Genomic DNA, 13,047 nt, shown 5'->3' with positions numbered 1-13,047 from the left:
GCTTCCACCGCCGCATTGAGCGCGAGGATGTTGGTCTGGAACGCAATGCCGTCGATCACGCCGATGATGTCGGCGATTTTTTTGCTGCTGTGGTTGATCTGGTCCATGGTGGCCACCACCTGGCCCACCACTTGGCCGCCGCGTGCGGCCACTTCGGCGTTGGCCACGGCCATCTGGCTGGCCTGGCGGGCGGCGTCGGCGCTCTGGCGCATGGTGCTGTTGAGCTGCTCCATGCTGGCCGCCGTTTCCTGCAGGTTGCTCGCAGCCTGTTCGGTGCGCGCGCTCAGGTCCATGTTGCCCGAGGCAATTTCCGCCGACGCCGTGTTGATGCTGTCGGTGGCGCTGCGCACCTGGCCCACGGTGTGCTGCAGCGACGACTGCATCGAGCGCAGCGCCTCCATCATCGACGCGGTTTCGTCGCGTCCCTCGATGTCGATGCGGCGCGTCAGGTCGCCTGCGGCGATGGCCGAGGCCAGCTCGCGCGCTCGATCCAGGGGGTTGCAGATGCTGCGCAGGTTGAGCCAGGTGAACGGCACCAGCAGCAGCGCCACCCCGGCGAGCACGCCCAGGTTGAGCAGGGTCGCCTGGGTCGCGCCGTCCTCGCGCGCGGTGCGCGCCTCGGCGGCGTCCGCGTCGAGCACCTCGGCGGTCTTGAGCAGCGTGGCCTCGAGCGCGCGCATGTGCGCCTTGGCATTGCCCATCATCTTGTCGGCTGTGTGGCTGTTGTCGTACGCGCCGTCCTCCACCTGCAGCACGATCTGCAGGGTCGACTTGGCATAGGCCGTCAGGCTCGCCAGCGCCTCGTCGAGCAGCGGTGCTTCCCGGTTGTTGGCGTCGGCGCGCATCGCTTCCAGCTGCTTCTGCGCCGCCGCCACCGCCGCGGTCCAGCGGTCCCGGTGCTTATTGAGCGTGATGCGGTCGTCGTAGTAAATGATCATGTCCTTTTCCGCCCGGTTCACATCCCCGACCTGGCGGTTGACGTGGCTCAGCCCGTGCGCCCGCTGCAGCGACCGGGTGATGAACTCATCGGTGCGCTGGCTCTGCTGCCACATCGAGAGCACCCCGGTCGCCCCCACAAGGCACACCAGTGCAAGCATGAGCACCAGCATGCCGATCAGGCGGGTGCGGATGCGGAAACGGCGCATGGCATTGACGAGCGAATTCATACATGGGTCCCCTGGGTTTTACAGTCTGAACGTGGCGACCACGCTGGCAAGCTTGACGGCCTGGTCCTTCAAACTCTCCGCCGCGGCCGCGCTCTCTTCGACCAGCGCCGCGTTCTGCTGCGTCATCTGATCGAGCTTGCTGACCGCCGTGTTGACCTGGCCGATGCCTTGTGATTGCTCGTTCGCGGCGGTGGTGATGTCGCTGATGAAGGCCGCCACCTTGTCGGCATTGGCCACGATCTCGCCAATGGTGCTGCCCGCCTCGGCCACCAACCGGCTGCCGGCTTCGACGCGGTCCACGCTGGCGCCGATCAGGCCCTTGATTTCTTTCGCCGCCTCGGCGCTGCGCTGCGCCAGGCTGCGCACCTCGGCCGCCACCACGGCAAAGCCCCGGCCCTGTTCGCCCGCCCGAGCGGCTTCGACCGCCGCGTTGAGCGCGAGGATGTTGGTCTGGAACGCGATGCCGTCGATCACGCCGATGATGTCGGCGATTTTTCGGCTGCTGTGGTTGATCTCTTCCATCGTGGTGACCACCTGGCCCACCACGCGGCCGCCGCGTTCGGCCACCTCGGCGTTGGTCACCGCCATGCGGCTGGCCTGACTGGCGGCGTCGGCGCTCTGGCGCACGGTGCTGTTGATCTGCTCGAGGCTGCCCGCGGTCTGCTGCAGGCTGCCCGCGGTCTGCTCGGTGCGGGTGGACAGGTCTTGATTGCCCGACGCGATCTCCGCGCTGGCGGTGCTGATGCTGTCGGAGCTGCTGCGCACTTCGCCCACGATGCGCGACAGACTGTCTTGCATGCCGGCCAGGGCATTGGTGAGCCGCGTCAGTTCGTCTTTGCCGCGGGCGTGAATGCGCTGCGTCAGGTCGCCTTCGGTGATGGCGGTGGCCAGCCGCTGGGCTTCGCTCAGCGGCTGGCAGATGCTTTGCATGTTGGCCAGGGTGGTGGGCACCACCACCAGCACCGCGACGGCGAGCGCGAGCGCGAACCCCATCTTGGTCTGGTCGCTGGCGGCCTTTTCCTCGGCCAGCAGCGAGGCAGCTTCGGCGGCCACGACGGCCTCGATCTTCTTGATGTCGGCCTGCAAAAGGTCGAAGCGTTCGTGGGCCCGGGCCAGCATGCGGTTGGCCACGGTGGCGCTGTCGTAGCCACCGGCCTTGATGTTGGTCACCACGGGCTCCACCGCCGCCGAATAGTCTTTGAGTTTGGCTTCCATCTCGCGCAGGATGGCGTTGTCTTCGTCTTCATCGCCTTCCAGCATCGCGGCGATGTGCTTGCCGATTTCGGCGCGCGATCTTTCCCATTGCATGTTGGCCAGGGAGAGTTGTTCGGGCGATTCGTACTGGATCACCATGTCTTTCTCATGCCGGCGCAGATCGGCCAGCGCCAGACGCAGGCGGGAGAGTTCGATGGTTTCCTGGTAGGCGTGGTCAACGAAGTGCTGGCTGAGCACATGCAAACGCTGCATGCCCCAGAGCCCGGCGCTGCCCACCAGGAGCAGCAAGGCCAACACAACACCGATCGCACCGATCATTCGAACGCGAATGGAAAACTGACGCATGAGAGGTTGAAGCGACATGGAGGTAGCCTGAAAAAGTCATGTGAATTCGGAATGCAGCGGGAGCGCGGGATCAGAAACCTTGGGACACGGCCTGAACACGGTGAGCAGCGCCGTCGATGCGGAAGATCTGCACCACCTGGGCGAGCCGGGCGGCCTGCTCTTGGAGGCTCTCGGCCGCGGCCGCGCTCTCTTCGACCAGCGCCGCGTTCTGCTGCGTCATCTGGTCCAGCTGCGTGACCGCCACATTGACCTGACCGATGCCGTCGCTCTGTTCGCCCGACGCCGCCGTGATCTCGCCAATGATGTCGCTCACCCGCCGCACCGAGCCCACGATCTCGCTCATGGTCTGCCCCGCGTCGGCCACCAGCCGCGTTCCCGCCTCGACCCGGTCCACGCTCGCGCCGATCAGGCCTTTGATCTCTTTCGCCGCTTCGGCGCTGCGCTGCGCCAGGCTGCGCACCTCGGCCGCCACCACGGCAAAGCCCCGACCCTGTTCGCCCGCCCGAGCGGCTTCGACCGCCGCGTTGAGCGCGAGGATGTTGGTCTGGAACGCAATGCCGTCGATCACGCCGATGATGTCGCTGATCTTCTTGCTGCTGTGGTTGATCTGTTCCATGGTGGTGACCACCTGGCCGACCACTTGGCCGCCGCGCACGGCGATCTCCGAGGCGCTGGCCGCGAGCTGGTTGGCCTGGCGGGCCGCGTCGGCGCTCTGGCGCACGGTGGCGGTGAGCTCTTCCATGCTGGCCGCCGTCTGCTCCAGGCTGCTGGCGGCCTGCTCGGTGCGGCTGGAGAGGTCCTGGTTGCCCGAGGCAATCTCCGCGCTCGCCGTGCCGATGCTGTCGGTCGCCTGGCGCACCTGCACCACCGTCTTGAGCAGCGAGTCTTTCATCGCGCCCAGCGCATTGAGCAGTTCGCCCAGTTCGTCTTTTCGATCCGTGCTCACCACCTGCATCAAGTCACCTTCGGCCACGCTGCGGGCCACCTTCGATGCCTGGGCCAGCGAGGAGGCCACCTTGCGCAACATCAGCCACGACAAGCCGACCACCACGCCTGCGGCGACCAGCGACAACAGGCTCAGCAACCAGTGCATGCGGGTGGACGAGGCGGCCTCGGCCTGGGTGGTCTGCGCAGCGTGCTCCACAAGGCGGACCTGCGTCGCCTTGAGCGACTGGGTCAAGGCCGCGTAGGCTTCATCGGCCCCCTGCATGGCCGCCACACCGGTGTTGGCATCGACCGATGCCAGATCGATGGCCATGTCGGTCTTTTTGGCGTAGCTGGCCAGCTGGGCTTGCGCCGCTTCCATGTCGGGGCGCAAGGCGCTGCCGGCGTCTTCCTTGGCGATTTGCGCCTCCAGCACGCCCTTCACGGCCTCGCTTTTGGCCGCCACATCCTTGCGCTTGGCCGAGATCGTCGCCTCGTCCAACGAGCTGATGATGGTCATCATGCGGTAGACCTCCACATGCACCTGGTTCACATCGGCCTGCAGCCCGCCGAGGATGCGAACCTCCTCGATGTTTTCACCAAAGCTGACCGCCGCTTGCGCGCTGGAACGGCTCAGCGAGTAGGAGTCCAGCTGTCCAGCGGCCAGCACGACGACGGCCGTGACCACGGGCGCCAGAAGGAGCTTGTGACCCAGTTTCATGAGGTGTCCTAGGAGATTTTCGGGGAGGTGCTGAGAGGAACGGAATCACTTGTAGATGCCGCCGCACACCACCGCGTCGTCCAGCTTCTCGCAGTACATCGACTTGGGTTCGATCTTCTTGGTCTCGGGGTTGGTGAACTTGTAGTCCTGCCAGAAGGTGGCCTTGGTCTTGGCCAGCTCCACACGCTCCTTGACGAAGAGCTTGCCGTCGATGTCCTTGAGTTCGATCAGGTTCTTGCCGATCATTTTTTCGTTGGCACCGTGGGCGAACACCGTGCCGTCCAGGCCGTAGACCACCAGGTAGAGGTCGTCCTTCTTGAACTGGCTGGTCTTGCTGCTGATCTCTGCGTGACCTTTCTCCTTGCCATTGGCCTTCATGAAGACCACACCCTTCTTGACCATCGCGATCGCGTCATCGGGGGTGGCGTCCGCGTGGGCGGCGAAAGAGGTCATCAGCAAGGCGGCGGTGGTGCAGGCACCCAGCAGGTGGCGAACGTTTTTCATGGAAATCTCCTGGAATGAAGGGGAAGGGTTGGGGGAAGCGGACACGGAGTCACAAACTCAGAAGCTTTCCCAGTCACCCTCCGCGCCAGCGGCCACAGGGGCCTTGGCGGGGCGAGCGGCAGGGGACGGACCAGTGGCCACACGGGGCGACTTGGCCACCGCGGCGGTGACCGGGCGCGAGGCCAAGGCGGCTGACTTCGCCGCACGCGGCGCCGGTCGGCGGTCCAGGGCTGCGGGGGCGGCGCTGGCAGCGCCGTCGATGCGGAAGATCTGCACCACCTGGGCGAGCCGGGCGGCCTGCTCTTGGAGGCTCTCGGCCGCGGCCGCGCTCTCTTCGACCAGCGCCGCGTTCTGCTGCGTCATCTGGTCCAGCTGCGTGACCGCCACATTGACCTGACCGATGCCATCACTCTGTTCGCCCGACGCCGCCGTGATCTCGCCAATGATGTCGCTCACCCGCCGCACCGAGCCCACGATCTCGCTCATGGTCTGCCCCGCGTCGGCCACCAACCGCGTGCCCGCCTCGACCCGGTCCACGCTCGCGCCGATCAGGCCTTTGATCTCTTTCGCCGCTTCGGCGCTGCGCTGCGCCAGGCTGCGCACCTCGGCCGCCACCACGGCAAAGCCCCGGCCCTGTTCGCCCGCCCGAGCGGCTTCGACCGCCGCATTGAGCGCGAGGATGTTGGTCTGGAACGCAATGCCATCGATCACGCCGATGATGTCGCTGATCTTCTTGCTGCTGTGGTTGATCTCTTCCATGGTGGTGACCACTTGGCCCACCACCTGGCCGCCGCGCACGGCGATCTCCGAGGCGCTGGCCGCGAGCTGGTTGGCCTGGCGGGCCGCGTCGGCGCTCTGGCGCACGGTGGCGGTGAGCTCTTCCATGCTGGCCGCCGTTTGTTCCAGGCTACTGGCGGCCTGCTCGGTGCGGCTGGAGAGGTCCTGGTTGCCCGAGGCAATCTCCGCGCTCGCCGTGCCGATGCTGTCGGTCGCCTGGCGCACCTGGGTCACGGTGCCCATCAAGGACGCCTTCATCTGCCCGAGCGCGCGCAACAGGTCGCCGAGCTCGTCGCGCCGATCGGTCTTGATGTCACCGGTGAGGTCACCCTGCGCCACCTGCAGCGCCACCTGCAGCGCCGTCTGCACCGGCTGCGTGACAGAGCGGGTGATCAACCAGGCGATGAACGCCCCCAGGGCCACGACCAGCGCCGAACTCAATACCATCAGCAGCCCGAAGCCACTGCCCACCGAACGGGCAGTGGCCGACTCGGCCTTGTTTTTGGCCTCCTCCATATCGATCAGCACATTGATCGCGGCGAGCCACTGTACATAGAGCGGCCGCACCTCGCCCAGCAACAGGGCCAGGGCCTGGTCGGTGGTGCCTTCGCGGCGCAGCGAAACCACCTTGGCCGATAGCGGCATGGCCAGAGACTCGATGCGCTTGATGTCCGCCAACGCCTGCTGCTCTGCCGCATCCACCGCGCCGGGCTTGGCGTAAATCTCGTCCAACGGCGCTGCGGAGTGCTGGTAATCATCGGCCAGCTTGTTGATCAGGCTCACCTGCTTGTCCACGGTGGCCAATTCAGCCTCCAGAACCACGTCACGCAGGGCGATGGCGCGGTCGTGCACGCTGCCTCGGAAGTTGATGGCGTAGCGCTGCTTGACGCTGTTGACGTCGCCGATCGTGGTCAGACTGTCGTTGATCTGATTGACACGCGTGATGCCCAGCACGCTCAGTAGCACGGGCATCAGCAGGACGAGGCAAAAGCCCAGGGCCAGTCGGTGGCCGATCTTCAAGTTGGTCAGTTGCATGTTGAATTCCTTTGAAGCGAGCACCGGCAAGGTCACTGCAGGCGCTGGGCGTTGTGGTCCATGAGGCCCATGTCGGCACTGGACATCAGCGCTTCGATGTCCATCAGGATCAGCATGCGTTCACCCACGCTGGCGATGCCGGTGATGAAGCTGGTGTCCACCGTGGTGTTCATCTCCGGCGCCGGCTTGATCAGGTCGCCGCTGAGCTCCAGCACGTCCGACACCGAGTCGACCACCGCCCCCACCACGCGCCCGTGCACGTTGAGCACGATCACCACCGTGAAGCCGTTGTATTCCACCTTCTCGCACCCCAGCTTGATGCGCAGGTCCACCACCGGCACGATCACCCCGCGCAGGTTCACCACGCCCTTGATGAAGTTCGGCGCGTTGGCGATGCGCGTGGGCTCTTCGTAGGAGCGGATCTCCTGCACCCGCAGGATGTCGATGCCGTATTCCTCCGCGCCCAGGCGGAAGGTCAGGAACTCGGCCGCCGTGGCCTTCTGGCCTGCCACGGCTCGCGCGCTGTGCGGATGGCCCGGCTGGCCGGTGAGGGGTTGCGTGTCCATGGTGGTCGGTCCTTGAATGACGGGAGAGGTCTAAGAACTATCGACCGGCGTGGCGTTGGCTGAAGTCAGAAATAGAACGACAAAGCCCCGGCAAACCTGCCGCTTGGGGCCGGTCTGCATACGGAAGTACGCGGTCTGACCCCCTGCGTCCCATCAGCGGGGTCAGCGGGGTACTGTGGCAAGGCGTGCGCTCCCCCAGGGTCACCGCGGCCACGGTGAGGCCGGCGATGGTGGCAATCACTTCGCCGATGCGGGTGAGACGGTGTTGGTCGGTCGGTTTGGACACGTCCAGCGGCACCAGGGCAGGCTGGACACCACGGCCTGGCGCGCGTTGTCGGCGTTCTGGCCGGTGGTTCTTGAACTCGGTCAAGGCGTCCCGGGGCGGGATGTCAGCAAGTGACAGGGCCGGGTGTCTATTGCAGGCGCTGGGCGTTGTGGTCCATGAGGCCCATGTCGGCACTGGACATCAGCGCTTCGATGTCCATCAGGATCAGCATGCGTTCACCCACGCTGGCGATGCCGGTGATGAAGCTGGTGTCCACCGTGGTGTTCATCTCCGGCGCCGGCTTGATCAGGTCGCCGCTGAGCTCCAGCACGTCCGACACCGAGTCGACCACCGCCCCCACCACGCGCCCGTGCACGTTGAGCACGATCACCACCGTGAAACCGTTGTATTCCACCTTCTCGCACCCCAGCTTGATGCGCAGGTCCACCACCGGAACGATCACCCCGCGCAGGTTCACCACGCCCTTGATGAAGTTCGGCGCGTTGGCGATGCGCGTGGGCTCTTCGTAGGAGCGGATCTCCTGCACGCGCAGGATGTCGATGCCGTATTCCTCCGCGCCCAGGCGGAAGGTCAGGAACTCGGCCGCCGTGGCCTTCTGGCCTGCCACGGCTCGCGCGCTGTGCGGATGGCCCGGCTGGCCGGAGAGGGGTTGCGTGTCCATGGTGTGTCTTTCGGTCAAGGTGTTGGTCAGAAGCTTTCCCAATCGTCGCTGGCGCCGTTGCTGCGCGCAGGCACCGGGGCGGGTCCGGTGGCTTTGGGTGATGGGGTGGTTTTGATCTTGGGGTGCGGCACATTGACGTGTTGCGCCAGCGGTTTCGCTGCCTGCTTGCGCGCCGCCGGCACGAACGCCGTGCTGGCCGGCGCAGAAACCGCCCTGGTCGCTACAGTGCCCGAGAGCTTGAACACGCTCACGGCTTGCACCAGTTGCTGGGCCTGCGACTGCAAGCTCGATGCAGCGGCAGCACTTTCTTCCACCAGCGCGGCGTTTTGCTGCGTGGCCTGGTCCATCTGGCTCACGGCCTCGCTCACCTGGTTCACACCCGCGTTTTGTTCGTTGCTCGCGCTGCTGATCTCGCCCACGATGTCGGTCACGCGCCGGATCGAGCTCACGATTTCCTGCATCGTGTTGCCGGCCTGGTCCACCAGCGTGGTCCCTTGCTCCACGCGCTCCACGCTGGCGTTGATCAGGCCCTTGATCTCTTTGGCGGCTTCGGCACTGCGCTGCGCCAGGCTTCGCACCTCGGCCGCCACCACCGCAAAGCCCCGGCCCTGTTCACCGGCGCGGGCCGCTTCCACCGCCGCGTTGAGCGCGAGGATGTTGGTCTGGAACGCAATGCCGTCGATCACGCCGATGATGTCGCTGATCTTCTTGCTGCTATCGTTGATGTCCTTCATGGTCTGCACCACCTGGCTCACGACCTCGCCGCCCTGCATTGCCACCGTGCTGGCGCTGGCCGCGAGCTGGCTGGCCTGGCGCGCGTTGTCGGCGTTCTGGCTGGCGGTCGACCCCATCTGCTCCATCGAAGCCGAGGTCTCTTCCAGCGCCGAGGCCTGCTGCTCGGTGCGGCTGGACAGATCGGAGTTGCCCTGGGCAATCTGGGCGCTGGCGGTGGCCACGCTGTCGGCACCCTGGCGCACCTCGGTCACCACACGGGTGAGCGAAGCCTGCATGTCTTTCATCGTGGCCAACAGGGGCGTGAATTCGTCGCGTGCGTTGTCGTTCACCGATGTGGTCAGGTCGCCGTCGCGCACACGTTCGGCCACGCTCTGTGTGAAGGCGACACGGCGACGCAGCACCGAGCCCACATACGTCGAGAACACCATCAGGACCACCAGGATGACCGCCGCCAGCACGGCAACCAGGTTGGCGGTGGTCAGCGCGTCTTTCTGGATCTGCTGGATGTCGGTGCTCAGACCCTGGGTCTGGATCTCGCTGCCGCTGCGAAAGGCTTTGAGCAACTGATTGCGCGCAGGGATCGTCACGTCCACCAGATAGACAAAGGCCTCTTCCTTTTTGCCCGCCTGGATCAGGGCGATGTTGGCTTCACCCTCCTTCCAGAACTTGGCCATCAATGGCGGCAAGGTGGCGAAGTGCGCTTTGCCTTCCGCTGAAAACAGGCGTTTTTCGTAGGCAGAGAGCGCCTCGTCCATGTGCTTGCGCTTGTCGGTGATGTACGCCAGTGTCTCCTGCAGCTCCTGGGGGTTGCGCGCCAGAATGGAATGGCGAATTTGCAGCGAGACCTGGGTCACATTGAGTTCCATTTCGGCCATGGCACTGACTTGAGGCACACGGGTGCTTTCCGTGAAACCGGCCAGATCAGCGGCTTGGTGGAGGCTGGTGTAGGCGTACACGCCCAAAGCGGCCAGTGCCAACGAAATGGCTATGCTGACCGCATAGAGTCGCCGGGCAATGCCGAACGTGAATCCTGGATTCATGATGTCTTACCTTCTAAGAATTGGCGCTTGAAAAAGTGGCCCATTCGGGTTTGCGCAAGGCCCGAAACGGTGTGAGCAAGAAATCTGTATTGGTCACAGTGGGGGTGAGGACACACAGGGCTCGTCTGTTAAATATCGGCCCAAACCCGCATCAATAAAGTGCGAAATAGACGTGCCTTTGCCAACTTGTTCGCACTGTTTGGGTGCCGTAGGGGGTCTCGCAGGGGTTGGGCACCCGGTGACCGCTCAGGTCATTTCGCAACATGAACGCGCACAACCCGCACCTGACCGCCACCCATCGACTGCGTGCACCCTGCGGTGGCCACGTGGACACGTGGCCGAACGCGGCAGCTTTGACGACCTGCCGTTGGCGCAGATCGTGGACCCCTTCGCCGAGATGTATTTGCAGTGGTCACCGAGCACCGAGCCGGGCAACACTGATGTCGCGGCGGACGCAGAACGCGAACACGGCCGCTGCACACGCTTCAGCGCGACATGCCTTAACCCAGGGTGTCGGACCGGCTCTGCCGGACGGCCGGTGCCGCCCTCTGGAGGGAGGTGTCGCTCAGCGCGGCGGGGGTGGACCTATCCACTCGTGAACTTGAATACCGCGGTGCTGGCCAGCAAGTTGGGCGCGACGCGCACCTCGCGGCCCTCGTGCAGGCCGAAGCTGTCCTCAATGGTGAGGCTGTTGCGGCGTGCGAGCACCTCGAAGTCGTTGAAGGTGCCGACGCGGATGTTGGGCGTGTCGTACCACTCGTAGGGCAGGCGTTTGGTCACGGGCATGTGGCCCTGCAACACCGCCAAGCGGTTGGGCCAGTGAGCGAAGTTGGGGAAAGCCACCACGCCGATGCGCCCCACGCGCGCGGTTTCGCGCAGCATGGTCTGGGCGTTGCGCAGGTGCTGCAGGGTGTCGATCTGCAGCACGACATCGAAAGCGTCATCGCCGAACATGGTGAGCCCGCCCTCCAGGTTGAGCTGGAGCACGTTGACCCCACGCTTCACGCAGGCCAGCAGCTTGGCGTCGTCGATCTCCACGCCGTAGCCGGTGCATTGGCGCGTGGCTTGAAGGTGGGCCAGCAAGGCGCCGTCGCCGCAACCGAGATCGAGCACCCGCGAGCCGGGCGGCACGAGGCGGGCGATGCTGTGCATCACGTTGGGATCAGACATGGGCCATCTCCCCTTTCACATCGGCACTGACCGTCTGTTCAAAGTACGCCCGCACCGCCGAGTGGTAGCGCGGGTCGTCCAGCAGGAAGGCGTCGTGGCCGTGCGGCGCGTCGATCTCGGCGTAGCTCACCTCGCGCCGGTTCTCCAGCAGCGCCTTGACGATCTCTCGGCTGCGCGCGGGCGAGAAGCGCCAGTCGGTGGTGAAGCTCACGAGCAGGAACTTGGCCCTGGCTCGGGCCAGCGCCGCGCTCAGATTGCCTTCGTGTTCGCGGGCGGGATCGAAGTAGTCGAGCGCGCGGGTGATGAGCAGGTAGGTGTTGGCGTCGAAGTACTCGCTGAACTTGTCGCCCTGGTAGCGCAGGTAGCTCTCGATCTGGAATTCGACATCCTGGGTGCTGTAGCGGTAAGCGAGCTCGGCTGCCGCGGCGGGATCACTGGTATCGGAGGAACGCAGCGTTCTTCCAAACTTCTCGTTCATCACGTCGTCGCTCAGGTAGGTGATGTGGCCGATCATGCGGGCGATGCGCAGGCCGCGGCGCGGCAGCGTGCCTTCGCGCAGGTAGTGGCCACCGTGGAAATCGGGGTCGGTCACGATGGCGCGCCGTGCCACCTCGTTGAAGGCAATGTTTTCGGCCGTGAGGTTGGGCGCACTGGCCACCACCACCGCGTGGCGCACGCGGTCCGGGAACTGCAAGGTCCAGCTGAGCGTCTGCATGCCACCCAGGCTGCCACCCATCACCGCGGCCAGGGTCTGGATGCCGAGCACGTCGAGCAATCGAGCCTGGGCGTTCACCCAGTCTTCCACCGTGACCACCGGAAAGCCCGCGCCCCAGGGCTGGCCGGTGGCGGGATTGGTGTGGGTGGGGCCTGTGCTGCCGAAGCAGGAACCCAGGTTGTTGACCCCGATCACGAACCAGCGTTCGGTGTCCACCGCCTTGCCCGGACCGATCATGTTGTGCCACCAGCCTTCGCTGCGGGCCATGGGCTGGCCACTGGCGTCGGCGTGGTGGCCGGCCACGTGGTGACTGGCGTTGAGCGCGTGGCAGATCAGCACCGCGTTGGACCGGTCAGCGTTGAGCGTGCCGTAGGTTTCAAAGACCAGCTCATAGGCCGGCAGCACCGCCCCGCTTTTCAGGGGCAGCGGCTCGGTGAAGCGCTGGGTTTGGGGCGTGACGATCACGGTGTGCACCTCGGGCCTGGCGAGGCCCAAAAACAAAAAATCCCGGTGCTGCAAGGTGCGAGACCGGGAGTCCCCCCTTTAGCGGTATTTGTAAAGCGCCCGCAATCCGGACAAATCGGCGCTGGAGGGCAGTATAAATTGAAGCTGGTGGTCAGCCACCACGTCCTCAAACGTGGTACGAGCCCGGTGTTGCCGCCCACTGTTGCTATTGAGCACCGAGCCAGAAAGTGCCTCGAAGCCCCTCCAAAAAAATCACTGTTAACGTGGCATTCGGCGCATAATGCCGCGGCGAGCGTCTGAAAACCTCGCTTGACAAGTGATCGGTCGGTTTCGCGTGCTACAGGTTTGTTTGCTAACGGGGCTCCATCGCTATTTTTATCAGTGTTATTAGGAGTCCCAACCATGGGCAACAAACTGTACGTGGGCAACCTGCCCTACACCGTGCGTGACGAAGACCTGCAGCAAGCTTTCAGCGCCTACGGCTCTGTCAACAGCGCCAAGGTCATGATGGAACGTGACACCGGCCGCTCCAAAGGCTTCGGCTTTGTCGAAATGGGCAGTGACGCAGAAGCGCTCGCCGCCGTTGAAGGCATGAACGGTCAATCCCTGGGTGGTCGCAGCCTCGTCGTGAACGAAGCCCGTCCGATGGAAGCCCGCCCCCCCCGCACTGGCGGCGGCGGTTTCGGTGGCCCCCGTGGCGGTGGCGGCGGTGGTGGTTTCGG

General features: G+C 65.0%; 11 protein-coding genes and 1 riboswitch. Of the genes, 1 reads left to right on the top strand and 10 read right to left on the bottom strand.

Annotation, left to right across the window (positions count from 1 at the left end; translation table 11 throughout):
• The 10 genes from B0E41_RS27690 to B0E41_RS00830 all read right to left on the bottom strand — a co-directional run.
• The coding region (locus B0E41_RS27690) for a methyl-accepting chemotaxis protein (protein ID WP_077327770.1) at positions 1–1,166 on the bottom strand (1,166 nt) is incomplete at its 3' end.
• Positions 1,167–1,184: 18 nt separating this feature from the next.
• On the bottom strand, positions 1,185–2,744 hold the full coding sequence (locus tag B0E41_RS00875; RefSeq protein WP_077327767.1) for a methyl-accepting chemotaxis protein: 1,560 nt from the start codon (positions 2,742–2,744) through the stop codon (positions 1,185–1,187).
• A 52-nt stretch (positions 2,745–2,796) separates the two neighbouring features.
• Positions 2,797–4,371: a methyl-accepting chemotaxis protein gene (locus tag B0E41_RS00870; protein ID WP_143433601.1), complete on the bottom strand. Its 1,575-nt coding sequence runs from the start codon at positions 4,369–4,371 to the stop codon at positions 2,797–2,799.
• Positions 4,372–4,416: 45 nt separating this feature from the next.
• The gene (locus tag B0E41_RS00865) at positions 4,417–4,875 is read right to left on the bottom strand and encodes a cache domain-containing protein (protein ID WP_077327764.1); all 459 of its coding nucleotides are present in this window, start codon (positions 4,873–4,875) and stop codon (positions 4,417–4,419) included.
• Positions 4,876–4,932: 57 nt separating this feature from the next.
• The gene (locus tag B0E41_RS00860; RefSeq protein ID WP_077327782.1) at positions 4,933–6,687 is read right to left on the bottom strand and encodes a methyl-accepting chemotaxis protein; all 1,755 of its coding nucleotides are present in this window, start codon (positions 6,685–6,687) and stop codon (positions 4,933–4,935) included.
• Between the two features lie 32 nt (positions 6,688–6,719).
• A complete protein-coding gene (locus B0E41_RS00855; protein WP_253194518.1) occupies positions 6,720–7,253 on the bottom strand; it encodes a chemotaxis protein CheW in 534 nt (177 codons plus the stop codon).
• 413 nt (positions 7,254–7,666) lie between these two features.
• Complete coding sequence (locus tag B0E41_RS00845; protein WP_253194516.1) at positions 7,667–8,200, bottom strand: chemotaxis protein CheW; 534 nt, start codon at positions 8,198–8,200, stop codon at positions 7,667–7,669.
• Between the two features lie 26 nt (positions 8,201–8,226).
• Positions 8,227–9,975 carry a methyl-accepting chemotaxis protein gene (locus B0E41_RS00840; protein WP_077327758.1) on the bottom strand — a complete coding sequence of 583 codons (1,749 nt, stop codon included), beginning with the start codon at positions 9,973–9,975 and terminating at the stop codon, positions 8,227–8,229.
• A gap of 585 nt (positions 9,976–10,560) precedes the next feature.
• Positions 10,561–11,145: a methionine biosynthesis protein MetW gene (gene metW, locus B0E41_RS00835; RefSeq protein ID WP_077327755.1), complete on the bottom strand. Its 585-nt coding sequence runs from the start codon at positions 11,143–11,145 to the stop codon at positions 10,561–10,563.
• Positions 11,138–12,325 (bottom strand): homoserine O-acetyltransferase, encoded by a 1,188-nt coding sequence (locus tag B0E41_RS00830; protein ID WP_171984622.1) that lies wholly within the window; start codon positions 12,323–12,325, stop codon positions 11,138–11,140. Before B0E41_RS00830 ends, metW begins: the two co-directional genes overlap by 8 nt.
• A 61-nt stretch (positions 12,326–12,386) precedes the next feature.
• A riboswitch (SAM riboswitch) is annotated at positions 12,387–12,457 on the bottom strand.
• A 270-nt stretch (positions 12,458–12,727) separates the two neighbouring features.
• Between B0E41_RS00830 and B0E41_RS00825 the strand changes: the two genes are divergently transcribed.
• On the top strand, positions 12,728–13,047 hold a 320-nt coding region (locus tag B0E41_RS00825), incomplete at its 3' end, for an RNA-binding protein (protein WP_077327752.1).

This window comes from Hydrogenophaga sp. A37, assembly GCF_002001205.1.
Taxonomy (GTDB): Bacteria; Pseudomonadota; Gammaproteobacteria; order Burkholderiales; family Burkholderiaceae_C; genus Hydrogenophaga.
Note: the sequence above shows the minus strand (reverse complement) of the source record. Positions and strands in the feature narration are given on the sequence as shown.